This window comes from Flavobacterium kochi, from assembly GCF_048286715.1.
In the GTDB taxonomy this organism is placed as follows: Bacteria; Bacteroidota; Bacteroidia; order Flavobacteriales; family Flavobacteriaceae; genus Flavobacterium.
Genome location: NZ_JBLVPW010000001.1, coordinates 153,268 through 179,293, shown reverse-complemented (window position 1 = coordinate 179,293; position 26,026 = coordinate 153,268). Strand labels below are relative to the sequence as shown.

Sequence of the window (26,026 nt, the reverse complement as noted above, 5' to 3'; positions counted from 1 at the left end):
CAGTTTGTGTTTTATGGAAGGTTTTTTAGCAAAACGATACACATTTCGATTAACGTTTTTTGGAGATAAAATTGGTAAAGCTGCTGTATTTATAAAGGTCATTTTGACAAATATTCCTAATAATTAAGTAAAAATCTTACTAATTGTATTTTTTTACTTATGAAAAAGTTCTATAATCTATAATTATTCCATTTATCTGTCTCCTTTTTCTGAATTACAAAAAAAATGTTAAATTATTTAAGTGTGATTTTTACGCTTAAAACTGGAAAGGAGCTAATAAGCTCAGCCCTAATAAATACAAGGGTTCCCATATTGTTGCAATAACAGTTAATAGATTATGAAATTAATATTTAATTAACCTTTTTTTTATAAAACACAAAAAAAAACAGGATGGGACAGGATAGTTGTAGCAAGCTGAACTTATAAATTTGAAAACCTAGATAGTAATAAAAAATAGTTAAAAAAAGCATAAATATTTGTTCACAACTTTATACGTTAATCTATAATGAAGAAAAAAATACACTACTATTTACTTGTCCTTCCGTTTCTGGCTTTTTTGTCCAGTTGTAGTCGAGACGTATTTGATGAGTACTATGCCCGTCCAGCAGGTCTTGAAGCACCTATTTACCAACAACTGGAGACGCGTGGCAATTTCAAAAATCTGACTGCTCTAATAGAAAAAGCAGGTTACAAAAATATCTTAAGTAAAGCAGGATATTGGACTATGATGGCTCCTAATGATGCGGCGTTCTCCAGTTTCTTTCAAGAAAAAGGCATTTCAAACGTGAGCAGTATTGATTCCGTTACTGCCGCTAAAATTGTGAGATATGCGCTCATATATAATGCCTTTCGAGAAGAACAGCTTTCGGACTATCAATCATCAAAAGGATGGGTATTAGATAATGCCTTTCGAAGAAGAACAGCATTTTATGATGGATTTCTGACTAAAACGATAAATGGTCAACCGAAAGTGATAGTAGGCTCTAACCGTAATAGTTCTTTCAACTATATTTCGGGAGATAATAATAATAAGTATATTACTTATTTTACAAAGGAATATTTTACAGCTAAAGGTTTAAGTTCTTATGATTTTAATTATTTCTATCCTAGCAAAGAATATACAGGATTTAATGTTTTAGATTCAAAAGTAACTGAGGCGGATATTATTGCCGAAAATGGATTTATTCATGAGTTAGATAAAGTAAATCTTCCATTAGAGAATATAGATCAGTATTTAGAACAAAATAGTAATTACAGTGTTTTTCGTAAAATTATAGAAGATAATTTAGTTAGTTATGTTTTTAATCAAACTGCTACAACCACTTATCGTAATTATAGTGGAAAATCGGATGATGTTTTTGTTAAGGTCTATGATCCTTCTTTAGTATTTGCACCTAATAATGAAAATTATCTAAAAGTAGAGGATAATGATGGTCAAGCTGATGCTTATACTATGATTGTTCCTGAAAATGCTGTTTTGCAGAATTTTATAAATACTGTTTTACTTAAGAATTACCCTTCGCTTGATAAACTGCCTAGATATGTTTTTCAAGATTTGATAAATGCACACATGGTACAAGGTGCGGTGTGGCCAAGTATGAAAGGGAATTTTATTAATGGTTTAAAAGAGGATTTAAGATTTGATTTCAATAGTAATATTACGGATAAAAAAGTTTTAAGTAACGGATTTTTTTATGGTTCTAACATAGTTCAAAAATCAAATTTATTTTATAGTGTTTATACTTCGGCTTATTTAGACCCTAAGTATAGTTTTGCAACTAGAATATATAATGACGGTTCAGGTTACAAGGAAATGATCAGTAATATAAATAAAAAATTTGCGATTTTCTTGCCATCTGATGCTATATTGAGAAGTCTAGGTTATGAATACGATGCGAACCATTTATATTGGGTTTATGTTTCTCCAGCAAATGGAGCAACTATAACAGGAAGTAATGCTAGAAATAGATTATTAAGACTTTTTTACAATTGTATCGTTTATACACCCAATGGAGAGTTAAATAATATTGCCACTACTTCAGGAATTATTCGTACGGGAGATAGTGATCTTCCGGGTGAATACATAAAATGGAGCAATAACAAAATTTACGCAGCTGGTAATGTTATTCCAGGTGCTACTGCTGTTAATGTTACAGGAAAAGAAGTACAACAAAATGGAACAGCTTATTATGTAGATAATCTACCTCAATATTCTGAGGAATTACAAGGTTTGGTAATTAAGCGTTTAGCAGCAAGTAATACACAATTTAATAACTTTTATCAATATCTATTAAATTCTTCAATATATACCGCAAGTACTGGTAAAATTGAGGGAGTTGATTTAGGTACATCTTATACTTTTATAGTGCCCAATACTGCGGCTATTGCAAGAGCAGTAACAGCTAAAGTGCTTCCTGCTAATCCTGCTACAATAATACAGGGAGAAAGAGATTTGATTGCCGATTTTATCCGTTACCATATCATATCTAATAAGACAGCTTCAAGTGACGGACTTGTTATTGGGCAGTATGAAACATTAAGAAAAAATACTCAAGGGGATAAAACTTATGTTGAAATAATTAGCACACCTGGGACATTATCATTTAAAGATAATTCAGGAAGCAATCCAGCTGCTAATTTTATTTCAGCCAGTAGTAACAACTTAGCAGATAGATCCTTAATCCATTTAGTAGACAACTATCTTAAATTTACGGAATAAAATGAAACAAAAAATTACAAATATATTTTACAGTTTTACAATTGCCCTTGTTTTGCTGACAGCTATACCGGCATTAGCGCAACAGCCTACTACAGCTATTTTGGTTCGTGGTCAGGTATTAGATGCAGGAGATAATCTAAGTATTCCTGGAGCAACTGTTGTAGAACAGGATGGCGAAAACCGTACTGTAGGGGGAGTGATAACTGACTCTGATGGAAATTTTGCATTACGTGTAAATCCAAAGAATAAATTATTTATATCAACTATTGGTTATAAATCTCAAAGTGTGCCTCTTAATGGCAGACAATCTATTAAGATTAAATTGGTTTCCAGTATTGAATCATTAAAGGAAATTGTTGTTACCTCTAGTAAGGGATCAGATAATGGATTAATGAAAATTGCTGATCGTGATCGAACTACCAGTGCTGTTAGTATCAATGCTGCGGATTTAGAAAATACTCAAGCGGCATCTATTGATGAAGCTTTACAAGGACGTTTATCTGGTGTGGATATCACAGCCACTAGTGGAGATCCAGGTGCTGGTATGCAAATACGTATTCGTGGTACTTCTTCTATTACTGGTTCTTCTGACCCTTTGGTAGTGGTTGATGGTATGCCATTCGAAACTACAATTCCTCAAGATTTTAACTTTGGTTCTGCTGACGAGCAAGGTTATGCGGCTTTATTAAATATTGCACCTTCAGATATAGAAACGATTACTATTTTAAAGGATGCTGCCGCTACTGCTATTTGGGGGGCTCGTGCTGCCAGTGGAGTTTTATTGATTACCACCAAACGTGGGGGAGTTAGCGCACCAAAAATAACCTATACTTTTAAAGGAACTTATGCTGAGTTACCACCAACTATTCCAATGTTAAATGGAGATCAATACTCACAATTGATTCCAGAAGAATATATGAATAGAAATGGGGTGCCTTTGAATACTTTAAATGTTAAAGAATTTCAGTACGATCCACAAGAAGTTTATTATTATAAGAACTATAGTCAAAACACCAATTGGGTAGATGCTATTTCTCAAACAGCTTTTACGGGAGAACACAATTTATCATTACAAGGTGGTGGACAAAAAGCAAGGTATTTCAGCTCAGTGGGTTATTATAAGGGAAAAGGGGTGACTGTAGGTACTGGTTTAGAAAGAATGAATGCCAGATTAAACTTAGATTATGTAGTTTCAGATCGTATTAAATTTAAAATGGATTTGTCTTATACGCATACCGATACACAACGTAATTATGTAAATAATTTTAGCGGTGATGACAAAGATAGATTACGAGGTGTTGCTTACACTAAAATGCCTAACATGAGCATTTATGAATATGATGCAATGGGAAATCTAACTCCAAACTATTTTTCACCGGCTTCAAACGTTCAAGGTACTTATGCAGGTACTTATAATCCACTTGCTATGGCTGAGTATGCAACTAATGATCAAGTAGGAGATCGTATAGTGCCTCACTTTAATGTTAATGTAGATATTATTCCTAATAAATTAATTTCTACATTTGATTTGCAATTTGATTTTAACAGTACCAAGGCGAAAACTTTTTTACCGCAAAATGCCACGGGTCGTCCTTTTACAGAAACAGTGGTGAATAGAGCTTCTGATGCTGATATTGATGCTTCTAGTATTGTTACAAAGACCAATTTTGTTTATACACCAACTATAGGGAAAAACCAAACTTTTCAAACTGTTTTGTCCTTACAATCTAATGATTCTCGTTATACATCGCATCAAGCATTAACATCTAATACGGCTTCGTCTCTATTGACAGATCCGTCAAATCCATCTAGAACACAAAATTCGGATTTGGTGTTGTCTACGGGTAATAGTCAATCTAGAAGTGTTGGTGCAGTGTTAAGTGCTCAATATGGTTTGTTAGATCGTTATATTGTGAATGTTGGTTTGCGTGCTGATGGTAATTCAAAATTTGGTGCTAATAACAGATATGGTTATTTCCCTTCTGTATCTACACGTTGGAGAATTTCAGGTGAATCATTTATGCAGAAATTTGATTTTGTAGATGATTTAAGTATGAGGCTTAGTTATGGACATTCAGGCAGAGCACCTCGTTATGATTATCGTTATTTTAATATTTATGATAACTATGATACCCAGTATTTAGGAGTTAATGGGGTTGTCCCAATAAATATGGAATTGAGTAATTTACGTTGGGAGACAATAGTTGGTAAAAACTTAGGTTTCAACTTACAATTGTTTAAAAAACGTTTGTCTATTGATGCTGAAATATATCAAAATACTACTAAAGATTTGCTTTTTGAAAATCTTGCTTTAAGTACCCTTTCAGGATTTAATAATATTTCTGATCAAAACGTGGGATCAATGGAAAATACAGGATGGGAAATTGGTCTTAATACTACTCCGTATAAATCAGGAAAATGGAAAGTAGATTTTAATTTTAATATTTCGGGTAATAAAAATGTGATTAAAGAGATCTCTGAGTATTATCCAAGTGAATTTGGAAATACGGATAGAAATGGGGAGTTTAAGCGTTTTCTTCAAGTTGATAATCCTTTTGGTTCGTTTTATGGATATAAATTTAAAGGAGTTTATACTGATCTTGAGGCAACAAAAGCCAGAGATGCTGGCGGGAATGTGATTGTAGGACCTAATGGCCAAGAAGTATTGATGCGTTTCAATTATCCTAATACGGATTATGTGTTTCAACCTGGAGACGCTATTTATGAAGATATCAACAAAGATGGAAACATTGATAGTCGTGACGTAGTTTATTTAGGAAATAGTAATCCTAAACTAACGGGAGGATTTGGACCATCAGTAAGCTTTAATAATCAATTTAAAGTATTACTATTCTTTACGTATCGTTTAAACTATGATATTATTAATGGAACTGACATGGCAACTACAAATATGTATGGATATAGTAATCAAAGTACAGCTGTTTTAGCAAGATGGCGTAATCCAGGAGATGTGACTAATATGCCAAGAGCTGTTTATGGTGCGGGATATAACTGGTTGGGTTCTGATCGTTATGTAGAAGATGCTTCATTTGTTCGTCTTCGTTCAGTTACAGTTAGTTATAATTTAGGAAAGAATCTATTGAAAAAATTAAATTTAGAAGATTTAAGGTTTTATCTAACAGCTGATAACTTGTACACTTTTACAAAATATAGAGGTCAAGATCCTGAGGTAAGTATGGGAAAAGGTCCTTTTGGTATTGCTGTAGATAATGCTGCTACACCACCTACTAAACGTTTCACATTTGGTCTTACAACTCGTTTTTAAATAAAAAATATTTGATTTATGCAAACTAAAATAAAAACAATATTAGCAATCTTTATACTTTTCGTTTCGGCAAGTTCGTGCGATGATTATTTAGATTTACGTCCTCAGGATGGAATTGTTCGTGATGAATTCTGGAAAACTAAAGAGGATATACAGGCCGCTGTGATAGGGATCTATGCTTCGATGTTAAGTTCTCCTCCAGGAGTGGGAGATTTAACAATGACTCAATATTTATTTATGTATGGGGAATTGAGAGGCGGTATGGTAGTTGAAGATCTATATGTAACTGAGGATGAGAGAGATATTATTAATACTAATATCCTTCCATCTAATGACTTAACTAGTTGGGCTGCATTTTACAGAACGATCAATTATTGTAATACCGTAATTGATTTAGCGCCTGCGGTTAAAAAGGAGGATCCAACCTTAACGGATACACAATTAAAACATTTTCTTTCGGAAGCATTGGCAATTAGAGGGTATTTGTACTTTACATTGGCTCGTACTTTTAAAGATGTACCATTAAAATTAACGGCTACTTTAAGTGATCAAGATAATTTTCAAATAGCGACTAGTACTCAAAGTGAAGTTTTTGCGCAGGTAATTAAAGATTTGAAACAAGCTGATGAATATGCTGTTGAAGATTATGGAGATATTGCTTCAAACAAAGGGCGTATAACAACTTACGCTATTAATGCAATGTTAGCGGATGTTTATTTATGGACAGAAGAGTATCCATCAGCTCTAGCAGCTACAAAAAAGGTAACTGGTTCAGGAAAATTTAAATTGATAGAAGCTTCGGCTAGTACTTGGTTTAATACCGTATTTGCTAAAGGAAATTCGACTGAAAGTATTTTTGAATTTCAATACACCACATCTAATCGAGGACCATTTTATAATATCTTTTTACAAAGACCAGAATTTAAGGCTGATGGACTTTTGATGGATAATGTTTTTGGAATTGATTTTAATGATCCCGTTAATAAAAAAGATATTCGTGGGGATAGAGCATCATTGGTTGGCGCAACAGGCGAAATTTATAAATTCACTGGTTTAAATAGTGATGATCGAAAAGCCTTGCAAGATTCAGATACGCATTGGTTTGTGTATCGTTATGCTGATGTGTTGTTGATGCAAGCTGAAGCTTTAGCAAGAATAGGAGGGAATGATAATGGGCTAGCTGCAATTGGTATTATTAATGAGATTCGATTAAAACGTAAAGCCCTTACACAAACATCACAAACTGTTGGTTCAATTGATACTAATGGTATTATTGATTATATATTAGCTGAACGTGCCCGTGAATTTGCTTTTGAAGGAAAACGTTGGTATGATTTATTGCGTGTTGCCCGTGCTAATAAATACGAACGTAAACAATTGTTAATTGATTTAGCTGTCGCAACTGCACCAGCAAATTTACAACAATCAATTATTGCAAAATTAAGGGATCCAAACAGTCACTATTTACCTATTAATACATATGAACTTTATACTAATAAAGCACTTGTACAAAATCCATTTTATAAATAAAAAAATAAGTCATGAAAAGATTTTTAAGATTGCCTAGCCTATTGAGACTTACTTTAGTGTTTTTTATAACTATAGTGTTTCTGAACTGTACACCTGAAAAAATAAAACAAAGTACTGATGAAACTCTTAATATAACCGAATATTTAAGAGCTAATCCAGATTATTCTATGTTTTTAGAAATTCTGGATATTACTAATTACGCATCATTTATGAATACTTATGGTACGTATACCTTATTTCTTCCTACTAATGATGCTGTAAAGCAATATTTAACAGCTGTTGGCGCTACTTCATTAAAGGATGTGCCATTAGTAGATTTACAAAATATAGCTAAACTGCATATTTTAGATAAAAAAATTAGTACTACTGACTTTACTGATGGAAAAATTGCAACGCCTACTTTACAGGGTCAATATTTAATAACTGGAGCAGCTAATAGCAATGACGTTTCTAGTATAACTATCAATAAAACATCAAATATTGTAGCTTCTAACGTAGCAGTAGGGAATGGTGTGATCCATGTTATTGATAAAGTGTTGCGTGTTGCCGATAAAACTTTAGCACAGACTATAGCAGCTGATCCAAATCTATCTTTGTTTACGGAAGTTTTAAAAGCTACTGGATGGTATGAGAAACTAAACCAACCGATTACTTACGACGGTAATAAAGTTGGTAGTTTTTTAACCGTTTTAGCTCAATCCAATGCAGTATTTGAAAATACTACATGGAAAAATCCTAAAAATAATGTTACAATTAAATTAAATACTTTAGATAATTTAAAACTAAGATACAGTCATTTAGGAGATCCTACCAAAGCTGCTGATAGTTTGAATTTGTATGTGCAATATCGTATAATACCTAGTTTGAGTTATTTAGCTGATTTTGCAACAACTTCAGTGTTTGTAACTAAGGCTCCATTAGAAGTAATTAGTTCAAAATTAATTAAACAAGATATTTTGTTGAATCAGGATGTTTTTAATGGAGTACTTGAAAAAGGGATTGGTATTATAAGAAACAGTAGTGATGAGACTTCTTCTAATGGAGTATTGCATTATGTAAATGGAAATTTCTCAATTAAAAAGCGTGTTGCATCACCCGTTTATTTTGATTTATGTAATCAACCAGAAATGGCTGCAAATGTTGCTAATTACAGAAAAACTGGAGGAGTAGCTTTCAATTTCGTAATGGGAGGACTTAGTGATGTTACCTGGACAGGAAATACAACGTATACTATGTCTTGGCAACCTTATAGTGGAGCAGTTAATGGGGATCTTTTTAATATTTTTCGTTTTCGCACTGGTACAGGAGGTTTGAATGATATTGAATTTAAGACCCCAGTAATTATTAAAGGCCGTTATAAAATATGGGTTTCTTATCGTGCAGCAAGTTCTAAAGCTTCTACTAATACAAAGGTGTTTTTTGATGATGTGCAAACCTCTAGAATTATCAATCATTTAGAATTTGCAAATGATCCTTCTTCTACTACAACGGGAATAACTGATAGAGTGTTAGAGTCGCAAGGCTACAAACGTTATATATTTCCATTTGTTAAAGCAGATAATGTTAATTGTAGACTTGTAGGTATTGTAGAAGTACCTACAACAGGAAGGCATAAAATTAAATTTACTACAGATGCTTGTTCAGGTTGTAGTGCAGCTGATGCAGACAGGCTGGATATGGTTGAATTTCGTCCAGTAGAAATGGATCAAATATGGCCAAAATTTAAAAAAGGTTTTCCAGTATCAGGGACTAGTAATTTAGTTCAAAGAGCAGAAGCCACAAACGGCGATAATAGTAATAGTGGTTATTAAAATTATAAAAGTGTACAAGTACAAACTTAATCAAGTAAAAATGATCGTATTAAATTTAAATTATAAAAGACTATTGGTTAGTTTGTTAACTATAGCCTTAGTCTCTTGTTCTAATCCTTGGGATGATCGTGAAAATAATGGCGATGCTAATCTAGGTGTTAATCTGAGCGAGGCAATTACAAATACAACTGAAGTATCCCTGTTTGGAGCGTTACTCGTTCAAACGGGATATGACAAAATCCTGTCTGAATCTAAGACATATACCGTTTTTGCTCCTACTAATGAGGCTATCTATCAGTTGGATAAATCCATTCTTAATGATGCTAAGGCACTTAAACAATTTGTTGCAAATCATATTGCTTTAACTGCTTATTCTTCTGTAAGAAGTGGGGAGAAAACACAAATAAAAATGTTCAGTGATAAATACTTAACATTCAGAGGAAGTACTATGATTGATGACGCTACTATTGTAACAGCGGATCACTATGCGGCTAATGGAGTGTTTCACATCATTAATAAAGCACTTACTCCTAAATTGAACATTTGGCAGTATATCAATTCTAAAGCAGGTGTTTCGGCAACGAGCGATTACTTATTGAGCTTAAAAAATTTTAGTATTTATAAAGCTGATATTGATGCTAAAGTAGGCGCAGCTCCTGGGTATCTTGCAGATTCATTATCTAATTCGTATTTGAGAAATGTGTATAATTTGAATAACGAGAAAAATTCTTATACTTTTTTCTTGATGCAAGACGCCGGGTATAATGCCGAAGTGGATAAGATGAAACCATATTTGATTAAAACATCAAATGTTCCTACAACTGATTCAACAGCAATTTATTCTAAGTATTTTACATTAAGAGATATGGCTTTTCCTAAAGCCTATAAATTGAATGAATTGCCAGCAACTTTAACTTCAAGATTTGGTGTTGAAGTTCCTATTGACAAAACACAAATTGTAGGTGAACCAATACAGTTAAGTAATGGTATAGTTTATATAATGAAAAAAGTAGATGTTCGTCTAGATAAACGTTTAGTTACCACAAAAATTGAAGGAGAAAAGAATAATACTTATTTTAATGGAGGCCGTAATGCGATTTATTATCGCGATAAAAAAGATCCATTAAATTTGTTATTCAATGATGTCATCGTGCAAAACCCAGGTACGGCAATGTTTATGTTGGATTATGATGCGAAAGATTTATACAGTACTACTTATAAAGTGTATTGGAGAGCTATAAACGATTTCCAAACGAATGTGGTCCAACAAAGTTTAAGATTTGCTGGAAAATATGTTATGGACAATAATGGTAGAACTGTTTCTGATGTAATTGGTACTTTAGGTCCTATAAGTGTTCAAGCCAATTTTTATAATGAAGTATATATTGGCGATATCACACTAACTAAGGCGCGTAATATTGATTTGATTTCATTAATCGCGGCTAATAATACCACAAACGGGAACAACTCCCTCACTCTTGATTATTTGAAATTTGTTCCTGTCCTTAAATAATATTCTATAAAAAATAGTTATGCTAAAAATTATAAAACTAACCTGCCTAGTAAGCATGTTTTTTGCCGGAGAACTCTATGTGCCATTGTATGGACAAGCGACTCAGGATTCAACTGCTACTGCAATCACTACCATAAATAAAAAAGTAAAAGGAATTTTAGTTAAAGGCGTTGTCAAAAATGCAAAAACCAAAGTTGCTTTATCAGGAATTAACATTGCTGTGGAGGGATTTTCAGCAGCCATTACTAATGATGATGGTAGCTTTGAAATTAGAGTGCCAAATTTAGAAGCAATACTTAAAATTAGTAGTGAAGATTTTCAAACTAAAGTATACGCTTTAAAGAAACAAGAATCAGGAATAGAAATATTCCTAAGTGAGCCTTATTATGCTCCTGCTTATCAAATAGCTAATCTTCCATCAGGAGAGAAAATACAATATGATAATACGGGTGCAAATAGCGTTGTGAATTTTAAAAAAAATCAATGGTCTAGTTCTGTAAATGAATCTGTTGGAGGTTTTCTTCAAGGAAAAGTGGCAGGGTTAAACACTGTTAGAAACTCTGGAACTCCAGGAGCGGGTAGCTATTTATCACTACGTGGTTTTAATTCATTGTATGCTACTAACAAACCTTTGATTATTGTAGACGGAATGATTTATGATGATGAAGATTATGGTTCAGGAATTGTACAAAATAATATTTCTTCTCCTTTGTCTAATATAGATGTTAAAGACATAGAGGATGTAACTGTTATTAAAGATGGATCATCCCTATACGGTACTAAAGGAGCTAATGGAGTAATTAATATTACTACTACTCGTGCTACTGAACTATCAACTAAAATTGATTTTACTATGTATGGAGGAGTAAATCAAGCTCCTGATCAATTGCCTTTGCTTGATGCAGATAGCTACCGTACTCATCTATCTCAATTAGAAGCCTCTCGTGGTCTATCACAACAGCAGATTGCCGATTTGCCTTATATGAACGATAATGTAGGTTCTGTAGGGTATTATAAATATCACAATAATACGAATTGGCAAGATCAAGTTTTTAAGGCAAGTACAAATCAAAATTATTTTTTAAAAGTTCGTGGAGGAGATGATATAGCAAAGTTTGGTTTGTCTGTAGGGTATCTTGATAGTAAGGGGATTGTTGATAAAACCAATACAAAAAGATCTAGTACTCGTTTAAATGCAGCATTAAGATTAACAGAGAAACTTACTGTAGATGCTAATTTATCTTTTATCAATAATATTCAGAATCAATGGGATCAAGGATTTGCATACAAAACCAGTCCAATGTATTTAGCACTTACCAAGTCACCATTTTTATATCACCATAATATTGATGACGCTGGTGAAGTATCACCGAGTTTAGCGGATGTAGATTATTTTAATGCAAGTAACCCAAATGCGATTTTAAAGAATGGTTTTGGAACTAATAATAATTACCGCTTCTTTGGTAATTTTAAATTCAACTATGCTTTAAATAAGGCTTGGAATATTAGTTCTATCTTAGGATTAACATTTAATAAAGAAAGAGAAACCTTCTTTATTCCAGATTATGGAGTAGCAAATATTGTTCTTCCCACTGCTATAGGAACGAATCGTTCAGGAAGTGAAGTTCAAAGTTACAAAAGTCTTTATACAGATACTTATGCTAACTACTTTAAAAATTTCAATGATGACCACAACTTAGAGGTACGTTTTGGAATTAGAACTCAAAGTAATAAATCAGAAAGTGATTTAGGTTTAGGTTACAATTCTTCTACGGATGATTTTAAAAGTGTAAGTGCTGGATCTAACTTGCTACGTCAAGTAGGAGGAGCCTTAGGAGAATGGAATTGGTTAAATATTTATGCCAGCGCAAATTACAACTATCGTCACAAATATTTCTTGACAACAAGTTATGCGGTTGATGGATCAAGTAGATTTGGAGATGAAAAGTCAGATGGGGCTGATAAATTTGCACTTATGACTTCCATAACGGGAGCTTGGTTAGTGTCATCTGAAGGCTTTATGAAAAATTTAAAGGCTATTGATTATTTAAAGCTTAGAGCTAGTTATGGTCATAGCGGTAATGATGATATAGGAAACTTTACTGCGCAACAATACTATGTCTCTCAAAATTTATTGGGTGTACAAGGTCTGGTAAGAGGAAATATTGGAAATCCAAACTTAGAATGGGAGACGGTAAAAAAATTCAATTTAGGTGCTGATTTAGGTATATTGAATGAGCGTATTAATGCTTCATTTGATGTGTTTTCCAATAAAACTGAGAACATGATTATTTATGAAACAGTTAGTAATTCAAGTGGATTTGATTATGCTGTTTCCAATAGTGGGGCAATGCGTACTTTAGGGGCCGAATTGGCATTGAAAGCACGTGTTATTAATTCAGCTGATTTTACTTTTGATTTTGATCTGAATTTAAGTCGTTACAAAAACGAAATTCAAAGCTTGCCAAATGGTGATATACTTACTCAATTTGCTGGAGCTACTTATTTGACATCAGTAGGGAAAGATGCTAATTTATTCTATGGTTTAAATAGTACCGGAGTATATAGTACTACTGCCGAAGCTACTGCAGCTGGTTTAAATAAACGTTTGTCAAATGGTGAATTAATTCCTTTTACAGCTGGTGATATGCGATTTACAGATACTAATAATGATCATGTAATTGATAACAAGGACCGTATGGTGATTGGTAATCCTAATCCAGATTTAGTAGGCAGTTTCTCCGCTGATATTACTTACAAGCGTTTTAGTCTTCAGGGATTGTTTAATTTCTCGATTGGGAATGACATTTATAATGGATTGCGTTACAATCTGGAAAAAATGAGTGGATACGAAAACCAAAGTACTGCTGTTGCTAATCGTTGGAGAGCAGAAGGACAACAAACTGATATTCCAAAAGCAACTTGGGGAGATCCAATGGGAAATGCTGAATTTTCAAACAGATGGATTGAAGACGGTTCTTATTTAAGACTTAAAACGGTAGTGTTAGGATATGATTTTGCTGTAAACGACATGAAGCACGTTAAATATATCAAGCTTTATGCCAGTGCTAATAACTTGTTTACGTTTACTAAATATCTTGGGTATGATCCTGAATTCAGTGCCACTTCATCTATATTTGGACAAGGAACAGATATAGGTTTAGCTCCTCAATTCAGAACAGTACAACTAGGACTGCGTCTAGGACTTTAATTATTTACACTAAAGAAATAACATACAGATGATAACAACAATTAAAACAAAAATAACAAAAAGCATCCTATCCATACTATCGGTTATGATGCTGCTACTTAGCCTGGGCTCTTGTGAAGACTATCTGGATGTGCAACCCGAGGATAAGCTTACGGGAGTTCAAGTATATCGAGATGTATTTGATGCTGATGCTGCCGTAATAGGGATTTATGGTAAATTCATGGCTCTTGCAGAAAAGCACGTAATTCTTAACGAAATGCGCGCGGATTTAATGACTACAACAAGAAATTCAAGTCCTTACTTAAAGGAATTGTCTGAGCATAATGAAACGGCAGAAAATCCATATATTAATCCGAAACAATTTTATGAAGTAATTCAAAATTGTAATGATGCGCTTAAAAATTTCAACATCATGCTCGCTAATAAGAAATTTACACAGGCGCAGTACGAGCAACGTTACGCCGATGTGGGATGCATTCGTTCTTGGGTTTACTTGCAATTAGGGATACACTTTGGAAGTGTGCCTTATATCACAGAACCTATTGAAACTTTAGATGACGTTAAAAATATAAGTAAATATCCAAGAATTCCTCTTAGTCAACTTGTGGATAAGCTGGTTACTTTTACAGAGGGGCTTAATTATAAAAAACAATATGAAACAGGAAGTAGTTTAGTAATTACTGTTGATGGGTATTATACAGCAAAATTCTTTATTAATAAGGAGTGTCTATTAGGAGATTTAGAACTTTGGAAAGGAGATTATTTAGCTGCGGCTTCCTATTATAAAAACGTTTTAGAGACTGCATCTACTAGCGGAAGTGATACTGAGCGTTATGAGGCTTATCGTATAAGTAATTTTGCTGGTAGTGGTAATAATGATTTACTTGTTAATTACACAAGAAGTCCAGATGTGACTACTTTGCTTAATACTGATACACAAGGTTGGAGGTCTATTTTTGCTAGAAGTAAAGATGCTGTATGGAATACCGAATGGATTTGGTCATTGCCTTTTGATAGTAAGTTTGCACCCGCAAATCCTTTTATCGCTATTTTTTCAAAAACGTCGGGTAATTATTTGGCTAAACCATCGCAACGTGCTATCGATCTTTGGAATAGTAATACCCAAAGTAACGGTATCCCTTATGATGCGCGTGGTTCAAAATTCACTTATAAGATGGTAAGTGGTGATCCTGTGATTATGAAATACCTTTACAAATATGAAACTGTTGCAGATCAGTTTAAAACCGAAGGAGATTGGTTTTTATATCGTGCAGAAAAATTGCATTTGCGTTATGCTGAAGCTGCAAATAGAAATAATCAACATCGAATTGCTGATGCCATTTTAAATTATGGTATAAAAAGTGCTTATAATCGTGGGGCACTTAGTAGTTCTACTGCTGATGTGACTAATGCGATGAAGACTAAGTCAGGTTTTCCTTATGATTTTGATGCTCGTCAAGGAGAATTTCCTTACTATAGAAGTAATTGGTATCGTGGTGGAGGTATTAGGGGCCGTGCCTATTTAACAAGAGCTGCAGTAGTTGGGGATAGTTTAATTTCAATTGAAAATAACATCATTGATGAAGCTGCTTTGGATTTGGCTTACGAAGGAAACCGTTGGGAAGATTTAGTTCGTATTGCCAGACGTAGAAACGATCCAGCTTTCTTAGCTGATAAAATCTATGATAAACTTAGTAAGGAAGGTAATTCACAAGCAAGTGAAGTACGTTCTAAATTGATGAATGTAAACAACTGGTATTTACCTTTTAATTGGTAATAAAATGAAATTTTATTTTGACTCTGATGGAGTTAAAATAATAAAAACCCATAAAATGCAACTTTACTATTTGCATTTTATGGGTTTTTTATTGTAATACTATTTGGAAAAGAATCCAATTCTTAGGCCATTTGGATTAATCTATAAATTTAAAAGGTGTAAATAAAAAAAATATTTAAGATAATTATTTGTGTTTTAAAAAAAATAATTACTTTAGCATACCGGAACAGAACAGTACGGTTATTATGAACGAGAAAAACTTTAAGTTATTAATTAATCACGATAGCGATATCCCTAAATATCAGCAAATAATAAATTCTATTAATGATGCCGTAGCGGAAAACATTTTAGATAGAGGAGATTTATTGCCATCGGTAAACAGTATTTGTAAAATAAATCAGCTATCAAGAGATACGGTATTTAAGGCGTATTCGATTTTAAAGGAACAGCGAGTTATTGAGTCAGTTCCCAATAAAGGGTATTATGTTGCTGGAGAAACTAGAAAAGTCTTGTTGGTACTGGATACATTCAAGGCCTATAAAGAAGTTTTGTATCATTCATTTGTAAATAATTTACCTGATAATATTATTACGGATGTCCAATTTCATCACTATAACATCGATAATTTTGAAAGCATCATAAACAATAGTATTGGGAAATATTACAAATATGTTGTGATGAATTTTGATCACAAAGGGGTCTCTTCTGTTTTGTCTACTATTGCAAATGACAAGCTCTTATTAATTGATTGGAATATCCATTCAAAACCTAAAAATAATTACGTTTTTCAAGATTTTGGAAAAGCCTTTTTTGAATCTTTAAAAGGGGCTGTTGCTTTATTTAGAAAATATGATGAGATTGATTTCGTATATCCAACTTTTACGAATCATCCAATAGAGACCGTTACTTTTTTTGAGGAATTTTGTAAAGAATTTGATTTTAAATACAAGATTATTACTGATCCCAAAGATTTCAATATAGAAAAAAATAAGGCTTACATAAGTGTAAGTGACAGGATCCTTGGGATATTCTTAGAACAATGTCGGGAAAAAAAATTTGAACCAGGAAAAGATGTGGGTTTTTTATCTTACAATGAAACCCCTATGAAAAAATTCATTTATAAAGGAGTTTCGGTAATTTCTACTGATTTTAATGAATTAGGAACCAAAGGTGCCGAATTTATTACAAAAGATGAACCGATGCAATATTATGTGTCAACAAATTTAATAATAAGAGAATCATTGTAATTTATGTATTATATAGGATATGATATAGGAAGTTCTTCGATCAAGGTAGCCTTGGTAGAAGCAAAAACGGGTGAAAAAATAGTTGTTTTACACGAACCCCAAAATGAAATGGAGATTGTGTCATTACACCCGAATTGGGCAGAACAGGACCCCGAAATGTGGTGGCAACATATTTGCGTGGCAACAAAAAGAGCCATTAAGGAGTCTAATGTTGATGCTTCTAAGATAACGGGCATTGGTATCTCGTATCAAATGCATGGATTGGTTATCGTTGACGAAAAATGCAACCCGCTGCGAAATGCAATAATCTGGTGTGACAGCAGGGCTGTAGCAATTGGAGACAAAGCTTTTGCAGAATTAGGAGAACAAAAATGTGCCGCTCATTTATTGAATTCACCGGGTAATTTTACAGCCTCTAAATTAAAATGGGTAAAAGAAAATGAACCGGCTATTTATGAAAAGATATACAAGTACATGTTACCGGGAGATTTTATTGCTTGTAAACTGACCGGAGCAATAACAACTACCAAAAATGGATTGTCCGAAGGGATGCTTTGGGACTATAAAGAAAATAAAGTTGCCGATTGGTTATTGGATTACTACGGAATAGACCAATCATTGACGCCAACAATTGTTGAAAATTTCACAAATCAAGGGCTTTTAAATGAGCGAGCTTCAAAAGAAGTGGGGCTACCTGTGGGTATTCCTGTGGTGTACAGGGCTGGAGACCAGCCCAACAATGCATTGTCATTAAATGTACTTAATCCTGGCGAAGTAGCGGCAACAGGCGGAACTTCAGGAGTATTCTATGCTGTAACCGATCGTTTATCGGAACAAAAAGGTACAAGAGTGAATAATTTTGTACATGTAAATTATGAAAAGTCAGAACCAAGGATTGGGAAGTTGCTAAATATCAATGGGGCAGGAATTCAATACCGATGGTTGAGAAACAATACGGGTACTGAAACCTATGAATCGATGAATAGAAAGGCTTCGGAAATTTCAGTAGGTTCCGAAGGAGTTGTTGTCATTCCCTTTGGAAACGGAGCAGAGCGAATGTTCAACAATAAAAACATCGGGACTCACTTCTTAAATCTAAATCTAAATACCCATACCAATGCCCATTTGTTTAGAGCCTCCTTAGAAGGGATTGCTTTTTCATTTGTTTATGGAATGGAAATTTTAAAGCAGGACAATGCCACAATTGGTGTTATTCGAGCAGGCAATGATAATTTATTTCGATCAGAAATTTTTTCAAATACCGTTGCAACTTTGATTGGGCACGAAATAGAAATTTACAATACAACAGGAGCGGTAGGAGCGGCAAGAGCGGTAGGATTGACAGATGGTGACTTTGAAAAATTTGGCTCAAGCATTACTAAAAATGATCATGTAATGACATTTGTGCCTTTAAAAAATAAGGAACCTTATGAGAAGGCATATAAACATTGGAAAAAAGAATTAGAATTAATAGTAACACAAAAAAAATAACAAAATGATAGTTTTAGGGAATCAGGAATATTACAAAGGAATAGGAAAAATTCAGTTTGAAGGAAAAGGATCAGATAATCCTCTGGCGTTTAAATACTATAACCCGGATCAAGTGGTAGCTGGTAAAACAATGCGCGAACATTTTAGATTTTCAATTGCTTATTGGCACACATTCTGTGGGCAAGGTGGGGATCCATTTGGTCCGGGGACACAAAATTTTGCTTGGGATCAATCATCAGACCCTCTTCAAGCTGCAAAAGATAAGGCAGATGCTGCATTTGAATTCATCAGTAAAATGGGCTTCGATTATTTTTGTTTTCACGATTATGATTTAATCGAAGAAGGACCAACTTTTGCTGAATCAGAAAAACGTCTATCTGCCATTACAGAATATTTAAAAGAGAAAAAATCAGCATCGGGGATTAAACTTCTTTGGGGAACTTCAAACTGTTTTTCAAACCCGCGCTATATGAATGGCGCTGCAACAAATCCTGATTTTAATGTATTAGCAAGAGCTGGTGGTCAGGTAAAATTAGCTTTGGATGCTACCATTGCATTGGATGGTGAGAATTATGTGTTTTGGGGAGGACGTGAAGGATATATGTCTTTGTTAAATACAAATATGGGTAGAGAATTGGATCATATGGCTCAATTTTTAACGATGTCAAGGGATTATGCCAGAGCGCAAGGTTTTAAAGGAACTTTCTTTATTGAGCCAAAACCAATGGAGCCGATGAAGCATCAATACGATTTTGATTCTGCAACCGCAATTGGATTTTTACGTGAATATGGTTTAGATAAAGATTTTAAAATTAATATTGAAGTAAATCACGCTACTTTGGCACAACATACTTTTCAACATGAGTTAGAAGTGGCCGCGAAAGCAGGCATGCTTGGAAGCCTTGATGCCAACAGAGGGGATTACCAAAATGGATGGGACACGGATCAGTTTCCAAACAGCATACAAGAAACAACAGAAGCGATGCTGGTTTTCTTGAAGGCAGGTGGCTTGCAAGGTGGAGGTGTTAATTTTGATGCTAAAATCAGAAGAAATTCCACCGATATGGAAGACGTTTTTCTTGCTCATATTGGCGGTGCCGATACATTTGCAAGAGCGTTACTGACTGCAGACAAAATTATTACTTCATCTCCTTACGAAAAATTAAGAACTGAAAGATACAGCTCTTTCGATTCAGGAAAAGGGAAAGATTTTGAGAATGGCAAGTTAGATTTACAAGCTTTATACAAAATTGCTCAAGAAAATGGAGAGCTTTCACTACAGAGTGGGAAACAGGAACTTTTTGAAAATATTATAAACCAATACCTATAAAACCCAACAAAAAGACTTTAAAATTAAAATCACAAAAAAAAACAGTTTCAAGAAATAATCTTGAAACTGTTTAATTAATTGTTTTCTGTCCAATGAAACAGCGCTGTTTAGTTAAGATTCTGAAACTTAAACCTTCATAATTTCAGCTTCTTTTGAAACTAAAAGTTCATCTATTTTTCTGATGTAACTGTTGGTTAAGTTTTGAACTTCTTCTTCTGCACTTTTGCAAATGTCTTCAGATGTTCCTTCTTTTTCTAATTTTTTAATATCAGTATTGGCATCCTTCCTTGCATTTCGAATACCTACTTTAGCGTCTTCAGCCTCTACTTTGGCTTGTTTGGCAAGTTCACGTCTTCTTTCTTCAGTCAATGCCGGAACGCTTATGATAATCACATCGCCATTATTCATCGGGTTAAAACCAATGTTGGCTACCATAATTGCTTTTTCGATTACTTGCAGCATGTTTTTTTCAAAAGGCTGTAACGTAATTGTTCTTGCATCAGGAACACTGATTTTAGACACTTGTGAAAGCGGTGTTGCAGATCCATAATAATCGACAAAAACACTTCCTAACATGGCAGGAGATGCTTTTCCGGCACGAATATTTAAAAATTCTTTCTCTAAATGCGCAATAGAACCCGTCATAGATTCTTTAGTACTATCTAATATAAATTCAATTTCTTCGGTCATTTTTTTAGGTTTTGGGTTTTGGACTTTATGTGTTTGGTTTCTCCAAACACATAAAGTCAGAACCATTAACTATATATTTACTACTGTTCCTATGTTTTTTCCTTCGCAAATTTTCAACAGATTGCCTACTTTATTCATGTCAAAAACCACAATAGGTAATTTATTTTCCTGGCTTAATGTGAATGCTGTCGTATCCATTACATTCAATCCTTTTTTAAGAACATCATCAAATGAGATGAAGTCAAATTTTACTGCGGATGAATTTTTCTCAGGATCACAGTCATAAACACCATCAACACGAGTTCCTTTTAGAATTACATCGGCATCAATTTCTACACCACGTAAAACGGCAGCTGTATCTGTTGTAAAATAAGGATTTCCTGTTCCTGCACCAAAAATCACAATTCTCCCTTTTTCAAGATGACGAACCGCTCTTCTTTTAATATAAGGCTCAGCGATTGATTCCATTTTTAAAGCCGTCTGCAAACGAGTTTTCATCCCTTTGTCCTCCAATGCGCCTTGCAAAGCCATTCCATTAATAACAGTGGCAAGCATTCCCATATAATCTCCTTGTACTCTATCCATTCCTGAACTAGCTCCGGCAACTCCTCTAAAAATATTTCCACCACCTATTACAATGGCTATTTCTACACCTTTATTATGAATTTGCTTGATTTCGTCAGCATATTCAGCTAATCTTTTAGGGTCAATTCCGTATTGCAAGTCGCCCATTAAAGCTTCGCCACTTAGTTTTAGAAGAATTCTTTTGTATTTCATTTTTGTGTTGAGTTGATTGGTGCAAATATAGACATATTCTGTTTTTTAAAAAAAGTGTTGCTTAAATTTTATAAATTAAGTTTTCCGTAGGATTTTTTTGCGGCTTCGTAGCCAATGTTGAAGATTGCATCCATTTTAATTTTATTGGTTTCAAAAGTACTGTAAAGACACAAATCCTTGGGTTCGATAACCCAATCACAGATGTTAAATTTATGCATATTTGAATTTGCCGAAAGTATATCAAAAGCGCGGGTTGTTACGGCCTTTATGGAACTTAAATCCTTAGCTTCAATTTTTTGGATCGGGCTTACATAGACGCCAATGACGGTATCGCATTGGCCCTGTAAAATATCTGTGGGAAAATGATTTAATATGCCACCATCACTATATAATTTTCCCTTAATTTCATAGGGAGACAAAATTCCTGGAAAGGCTGATGAAGCTAAAATGGCATCAATAATAGTTGTTTCAGAACCAAATATTTTTAGTTTTCCTCTGATCATATCAGTTGCTGTAATATGAATTGGAATTTTTAGTTCCTCCAGTAATGCATCCTTAAAGATAGCATGAAAATAATTTTTGAAAGATTCAGAATCGATCAGACCTGCTTTTGTGAAAGTAAAATGTTTCCAATGAAAAAGATATATGGACTTAAAAAAATCCAGGATTTCGTCGGGTGTTTTTCCCCAGGAATACAAGGCGCCAACAATTGATCCAGCACTCGTCCCGGCTATTCGAGAAGGATAGATATTTTTCTCTTCCAAGAATTTAATTGCACCAGCATGTGCTATTCCTTTAGAGCCTCCGCCGGAAAGCACTAATCCTATCGATTTTGTTTTTAAATCCATCTTTACTATTTGTTATAAAATTACTCTTTTTGTGCAATTGAAAGGGATAGATGTCTTATTTATACCCCAATTTTATGGTAACTTTGTGTAAATAAATAATTTGTCATGAAAATCCCAATAGCTAAAGCATTATTTAACAGTCATTCGTATTCAGAATATAGAAAACTAGTTTCTGATTTATTATTTGATGGAAAATCAACTGGGAATGAACAATCGGAAGAGTTGACACGTTACAGTTCTTTGAATGGAACCCGTATGGATCGTTTGGATAAAACAATGAGAATTCCAGAGGAAAATAGTCTAAAATTAAAGAATCTGACAAGAGAGTACATTTGGTTGGTGATCTCCGAAGGATGGTGTGGAGATGCTGCGCAGATACTGCCTATTTTAAATCAAATGACAATTGTCTCTGAGAATAAAATAGAAATGAAAATTGTTTTACGAGATGAAAATGAGGAATTAATGAAATTGTTTTTGACCAATAAAAAGAGAGCAATTCCTAAACTAATTGTAATTGACAGAGAAACTGGAAGCGTGCTTGGTAGTTGGGGACCCAGACCAAAAGGTGCGAAGGATTTGATTGATGATTATAAAAAGGAATTTGGAGTGATTGATGAAAAAACCAAAACAGAATTACAATTATGGTATTTAAAAGATAAAGGATTAAGTACTCAGGAAGAAATTATTGCCCTGCTGCAAAATCTTTAATGCAAAACGAGGATAGTTATGCGTTTTTTTATATAAAAGAATTAAGTTTATTTTTTTGTTATATCAAAAAAAAAATTGTAATTTAGTGACTGCCAACCATGTCTACTATTTAGTTTATTTTTTTATGGTGTTTACTATTGTTTCACAATTAAAAAAACATTGTTATGAAAAAGCTATTTGAAAGGTTTTATGATTATTTATCGTGTTTGCTGTTTGGCGGTAAAAACATAACTCATTATTAAACCAATGGCGAAGCCAAGTAGACAAAAAAAAGCGTATGAAGTAAAACTACTTTAATTTTAGAAAAAACACATCGCAAATTCAATTTTTGGATTTGTCATGTGTTTTTGCTTTTTGATTACAATCGAGGGGCTAGGCTTTGTTCAAAGGCATCAATATCCATTCCGTCGTTTACATTGTAGTCTCCAATTTTTGTTCGGCGTAAAGCGGTTAAATGGGAACCTGAATTCATGGCTTTTCCAAAATCAAAAGCCAGCGAACGAATGTACGTTCCTTTGCTGCAAACTACCCTGAAATCAACTTCAGGAAGTGCGATTCTGGTAATTTCAAATTCATGTATGGTTGTTTTTCTTGTCGCAATTTCTACCGTTTCTCCTGCTCTGGCATGTTCGTACAAGCGAACACCGTCTTTTTTTATAGCAGAGTAAATGGGTGGTTTTTGGTCTATTTCCCCCAGAAATTGTTTTACGGTTTCCAGAATTAAAGCCTCGTCAATATGTTCAATTGGAAATGTCTGGTCAATTTCGGTTTCTAAATCATAGGAAGGCGTTGTCGCTCCAATATAGAATGTTCCGGTATATTCTTTGGCTTGTCCTTGAAGTTCTGTGATTCTTTTGGTAAATTTTCCAGTGCAGACTAAAAGCAATCCGGTCGCTAAAGGATCTAAGGTTCCGGCATGGCCAATCTTAAATTTTTTTGGAAGATCCAGCTTGCTTTTTAAAGCCCATTTTAATTTGTTCACGGCCTGAAAGGAAGTCCAATGCAAAGGTTTGTCAATGAGTATGATTTGTCCGTTTTGAAAATCTTCAGCTGTCATTAAATAATGGTCAAGGGATGAATGAAAAAGTGGATTATCAATAATACGATTCCAGCTATAATTCTATAGTAACCAAATAGTTTGAATCCTTTTCGGCTCAGAAAACCGATGAAGGATTTTATTGCTAAAAGTGCCACAACAAATGCCACTACGTTGCCAATGATAAGAAAGTTGATTTGATCGTGCGTCAATACATAGCCGTCTTTATAGTAATCATAACATTTTTTTGCAGTCGCGCCTAACATGGTTGGGACAGCAAGAAAAAATGAAAATTCGGCTGCGGTAGTTCGAGATAATTTCTGGGACATGCCCCCTACAATACTGGCGCCACTGCGTGAAACACCTGGAATCATAGCAAGGCATTGAAACAATCCAATTTTAAATGCTTGAAGATATGTTATTTCTTTGCTAACCGGAGAAGAAACGTTCGGGACAGTAAACCAGTCGTCGACTTTCAATAAAATGATTCCTCCTATCAGAAGAGAAACTGCAACAGTAACAGGACTTTCTAATAAGGCATCTATTTTTTTACTGAGAAGTAATCCGAAAACTACCGCCGGAATAAATGCCACCAATAATTTGAAATAAAAATTAAAGGATTGAAAAAAACGTTTAAAGTATAAAACTACCACTGAAAGAATTGCTCCTAACTGGATCACGATGGTAAAAAGCTTTGTAAAATCGTCGTGTGCAATACCGAAAAATGAAGATGCGATAATCATGTGTCCCGTTGAAGAAACGGGTAAGAACTCAGTAATCCCTTCAATAATAGCAAGAATAATAGCTTGTAAAGTATTCATTTATACTTTTTTTGGATTAGTCACAATGGCATAAACGGTGATTCCAAAACCAATTAAAACGGTTGTTGGAGCCAGACGAATTCTTCGGAAATCAAAGATTGCTTCACTAAATACTTTTGGATCATTGCTTCCGCCACCTGACATTAGGATAAATCCCAATGCAATTACTCCGATCCCAATTAATAGAATTTTATAATTTATTTTGTCAAAAAGGAATTCTTGTTTTTGGTCGTTATCTTTCATGCTGTTTTTTTAAATGCTGCAGTTAATAAAGGTCGTCTGTTCTTAAGTTCAAAAAACGTTGTGTTGCGAAATAAGTACTCAGCCAAGTGATCAAAACACCAATACCCAAAACACCCAGTAAAACCAATCCAACTAATAATTTGTCATCGAGAATGCCAAGGTCGGGGAAATTAGTTTGAACGTAAACCAGAACACCGATCAACGCCAAAATGGCTAAACCAGCACCAATCATTCCCAGTTTTATGCTTCGCATGACAAATGGTTTTCTGATAAAGGCTTTAGTAGCGCCTACCATTTGCATGGTTTTGATGATAAATCGGTTAGAATGTATCGATAAGCGTAAAGAGCTGTTGATTAATAAAACGGCGATAACAGTAAAAAATCCACTGATTATTAAAATCCACATGCTCACTTTTTTGATATTGTCATTGACCAGATTTACTAATTGTTTATCATAAACAATATCCGAAATCATAGCGTTTTTCCGTAGTTGGGTTTCAATTTTTGCAATACTGTCCTTGATCACATAGTCAGCCTTTAAGTGAATGTCATAGGAATTTTGCAACGGATTTTCGCCTAGAAATTCCATAAAATCTTCACCTATAATATCAGTATGTTGCTTTGCAGCAGCTTCTTTGGTGACATAAACGAATGATTTTGCAAAAGGAGCCGTTTTTAATTCGGTTCCGAAAGCTTTCAAAATGCTATCATTAGCATCGTTTTTGAAAAACACCGTCATGGCAATTTTCTCTTTAAAATCGTCAGCTAGTTTTTTAGAATTTATAATGAAAAATCCTAACATTCCTAATAGGAATAATACCAAGAATACACTTAGTACAACCGAAAAATAAGAGGAAATTAATCTGCGTTTTTGAAATTTATCAAAGGAAGAACTCATAGTTTACTTAAATTATGGGGTAAAAATAATAAAGAATTTCTTTATTTAAAGTTAATAACGCCCAAAGTTTTAACTTTCGTACAATAAACG

Annotated in this window: 18 protein-coding genes; 11 read left to right on the top strand and 7 right to left on the bottom strand. The window is 33.9% G+C overall.

Annotated elements, in window-relative coordinates; all coding sequences use genetic code 11:
• Positions 1-505: 505 nt before the first annotated feature.
• The 10 genes from ACNQGH_RS00790 (at position 506) to xylA (ending at position 19,915) form a co-directional block, all read left to right on the top strand.
• Positions 506-2,719: a fasciclin domain-containing protein gene (locus tag ACNQGH_RS00790; protein WP_417954079.1), complete on the top strand. Its 2,214-nt coding sequence runs from the start codon at positions 506-508 to the stop codon at positions 2,717-2,719.
• Position 2,720: 1 nt separating this feature from the next.
• Complete coding sequence (locus ACNQGH_RS00785) at positions 2,721-6,005, top strand: SusC/RagA family TonB-linked outer membrane protein (RefSeq protein ID WP_417954078.1); 3,285 nt, start codon at positions 2,721-2,723, stop codon at positions 6,003-6,005.
• Positions 6,006-6,023: 18 nt separating this feature from the next.
• Positions 6,024-7,535 (top strand): RagB/SusD family nutrient uptake outer membrane protein, encoded by a 1,512-nt coding sequence (locus ACNQGH_RS00780; RefSeq protein ID WP_417954077.1) that lies wholly within the window; start codon positions 6,024-6,026, stop codon positions 7,533-7,535.
• 11 nt (positions 7,536-7,546) lie between these two features.
• Positions 7,547-9,346 carry a fasciclin domain-containing protein gene (locus ACNQGH_RS00775; protein WP_417954076.1) on the top strand — a complete coding sequence of 600 codons (1,800 nt, stop codon included), beginning with the start codon at positions 7,547-7,549 and terminating at the stop codon, positions 9,344-9,346.
• A gap of 40 nt (positions 9,347-9,386) precedes the next feature.
• The gene (locus ACNQGH_RS00770; RefSeq protein ID WP_417954075.1) at positions 9,387-10,859 is read left to right on the top strand and encodes a fasciclin domain-containing protein; all 1,473 of its coding nucleotides are present in this window, start codon (positions 9,387-9,389) and stop codon (positions 10,857-10,859) included.
• A gap of 19 nt (positions 10,860-10,878) precedes the next feature.
• Positions 10,879-14,070 carry a SusC/RagA family TonB-linked outer membrane protein gene (locus tag ACNQGH_RS00765; protein WP_417954074.1) on the top strand — a complete coding sequence of 1,064 codons (3,192 nt, stop codon included), beginning with the start codon at positions 10,879-10,881 and terminating at the stop codon, positions 14,068-14,070.
• Between the two features lie 28 nt (positions 14,071-14,098).
• Positions 14,099-15,847: a RagB/SusD family nutrient uptake outer membrane protein gene (locus tag ACNQGH_RS00760; protein ID WP_417954073.1), complete on the top strand. Its 1,749-nt coding sequence runs from the start codon at positions 14,099-14,101 to the stop codon at positions 15,845-15,847.
• A 245-nt stretch (positions 15,848-16,092) separates the two neighbouring features.
• Positions 16,093-17,094: a GntR family transcriptional regulator gene (locus ACNQGH_RS00755; RefSeq protein WP_417954072.1), complete on the top strand. Its 1,002-nt coding sequence runs from the start codon at positions 16,093-16,095 to the stop codon at positions 17,092-17,094.
• A gap of 3 nt (positions 17,095-17,097) precedes the next feature.
• Positions 17,098-18,585, top strand: a complete 1,488-nt coding sequence (locus ACNQGH_RS00750; RefSeq protein ID WP_417954071.1) for a xylulokinase — start codon at positions 17,098-17,100, stop codon at positions 18,583-18,585.
• A 4-nt stretch (positions 18,586-18,589) separates the two neighbouring features.
• A complete protein-coding gene (xylA, locus tag ACNQGH_RS00745) occupies positions 18,590-19,915 on the top strand; it encodes a xylose isomerase (RefSeq protein ID WP_417954070.1) in 1,326 nt (441 codons plus the stop codon).
• Positions 19,916-20,041: 126 nt separating this feature from the next.
• Here xylA and frr read toward each other — a convergent pair whose 3' ends face one another.
• The 3 genes from frr to ACNQGH_RS00730 form a co-directional block, all read right to left on the bottom strand.
• A complete protein-coding gene (gene frr / locus ACNQGH_RS00740) occupies positions 20,042-20,605 on the bottom strand; it encodes a ribosome recycling factor (RefSeq protein ID WP_143387583.1) in 564 nt (187 codons plus the stop codon).
• Positions 20,606-20,674: 69 nt separating this feature from the next.
• Complete coding sequence (gene pyrH, locus ACNQGH_RS00735; protein WP_417954069.1) at positions 20,675-21,382, bottom strand: UMP kinase; 708 nt, start codon at positions 21,380-21,382, stop codon at positions 20,675-20,677.
• 68 nt (positions 21,383-21,450) lie between these two features.
• Positions 21,451-22,230 carry a patatin-like phospholipase family protein gene (locus ACNQGH_RS00730; protein ID WP_417954068.1) on the bottom strand — a complete coding sequence of 260 codons (780 nt, stop codon included), beginning with the start codon at positions 22,228-22,230 and terminating at the stop codon, positions 21,451-21,453.
• 105 nt (positions 22,231-22,335) lie between these two features.
• On the opposite strand from ACNQGH_RS00730, the gene ACNQGH_RS00725 reads away from it, so the two are divergent.
• Complete coding sequence (locus tag ACNQGH_RS00725) at positions 22,336-22,938, top strand: thioredoxin family protein (protein WP_417954067.1); 603 nt, start codon at positions 22,336-22,338, stop codon at positions 22,936-22,938.
• A gap of 358 nt (positions 22,939-23,296) precedes the next feature.
• Here the strand turns inward: ACNQGH_RS00725 and truB are convergent, their stop codons facing one another.
• The 4 genes from truB to ACNQGH_RS00705 are packed head-to-tail and all read right to left on the bottom strand — an operon-like array spanning position 23,297 to position 25,936.
• Positions 23,297-23,995, bottom strand: coding sequence for a tRNA pseudouridine(55) synthase TruB (gene truB / locus ACNQGH_RS00720; protein ID WP_417954066.1), 699 nt, complete (start codon positions 23,993-23,995; stop codon positions 23,297-23,299).
• On the bottom strand, positions 23,995-24,795 hold the full coding sequence (locus ACNQGH_RS00715; protein ID WP_417954065.1) for an undecaprenyl-diphosphate phosphatase: 801 nt from the start codon (positions 24,793-24,795) through the stop codon (positions 23,995-23,997). Before ACNQGH_RS00715 ends, truB begins: the two co-directional genes overlap by 1 nt.
• Positions 24,796-25,038, bottom strand: a complete 243-nt coding sequence (locus ACNQGH_RS00710; protein WP_417954064.1) for a DUF3098 domain-containing protein — start codon at positions 25,036-25,038, stop codon at positions 24,796-24,798.
• A 22-nt stretch (positions 25,039-25,060) separates the two neighbouring features.
• A complete protein-coding gene (locus ACNQGH_RS00705; protein WP_417954063.1) occupies positions 25,061-25,936 on the bottom strand; it encodes a cell division protein FtsX in 876 nt (291 codons plus the stop codon).
• Between the last annotated feature and the right edge of the window lie 90 nt (positions 25,937-26,026).

Coding starts and splice junctions, on each gene's coding strand:
- truB (WP_417954066.1), bottom strand. CDS start 23,995: ATGACAGCTGAAGATTTTCAAAACGGACAAATCATACTCATTGACAAA.
- ACNQGH_RS00715 (WP_417954065.1), bottom strand. CDS start 24,795: ATGAATACTTTACAAGCTATTATTCTTGCTATTATTGAAGGGATTACT.
- xylA (WP_417954070.1), top strand. CDS start 18,590: ATGATAGTTTTAGGGAATCAGGAATATTACAAAGGAATAGGAAAAATT.
- pyrH (WP_417954069.1), bottom strand. CDS start 21,382: ATGAAATACAAAAGAATTCTTCTAAAACTAAGTGGCGAAGCTTTAATG.
- ACNQGH_RS00775 (WP_417954076.1), top strand. CDS start 7,547: ATGAAAAGATTTTTAAGATTGCCTAGCCTATTGAGACTTACTTTAGTG.
- ACNQGH_RS00770 (WP_417954075.1), top strand. CDS start 9,387: ATGATCGTATTAAATTTAAATTATAAAAGACTATTGGTTAGTTTGTTA.
- ACNQGH_RS00725 (WP_417954067.1), top strand. CDS start 22,336: ATGAAAATCCCAATAGCTAAAGCATTATTTAACAGTCATTCGTATTCA.
- ACNQGH_RS00755 (WP_417954072.1), top strand. CDS start 16,093: ATGAACGAGAAAAACTTTAAGTTATTAATTAATCACGATAGCGATATC.
- ACNQGH_RS00730 (WP_417954068.1), bottom strand. CDS start 22,230: ATGGATTTAAAAACAAAATCGATAGGATTAGTGCTTTCCGGCGGAGGC.
- ACNQGH_RS00760 (WP_417954073.1), top strand. CDS start 14,099: ATGATAACAACAATTAAAACAAAAATAACAAAAAGCATCCTATCCATA.
- ACNQGH_RS00710 (WP_417954064.1), bottom strand. CDS start 25,038: ATGAAAGATAACGACCAAAAACAAGAATTCCTTTTTGACAAAATAAAT.
- frr (WP_143387583.1), bottom strand. CDS start 20,605: ATGACCGAAGAAATTGAATTTATATTAGATAGTACTAAAGAATCTATG.
- ACNQGH_RS00780 (WP_417954077.1), top strand. CDS start 6,024: ATGCAAACTAAAATAAAAACAATATTAGCAATCTTTATACTTTTCGTT.
- ACNQGH_RS00750 (WP_417954071.1), top strand. CDS start 17,098: ATGTATTATATAGGATATGATATAGGAAGTTCTTCGATCAAGGTAGCC.
- ACNQGH_RS00765 (WP_417954074.1), top strand. CDS start 10,879: ATGCTAAAAATTATAAAACTAACCTGCCTAGTAAGCATGTTTTTTGCC.
- ACNQGH_RS00790 (WP_417954079.1), top strand. CDS start 506: ATGAAGAAAAAAATACACTACTATTTACTTGTCCTTCCGTTTCTGGCT.
- ACNQGH_RS00705 (WP_417954063.1), bottom strand. CDS start 25,936: ATGAGTTCTTCCTTTGATAAATTTCAAAAACGCAGATTAATTTCCTCT.
- ACNQGH_RS00785 (WP_417954078.1), top strand. CDS start 2,721: ATGAAACAAAAAATTACAAATATATTTTACAGTTTTACAATTGCCCTT.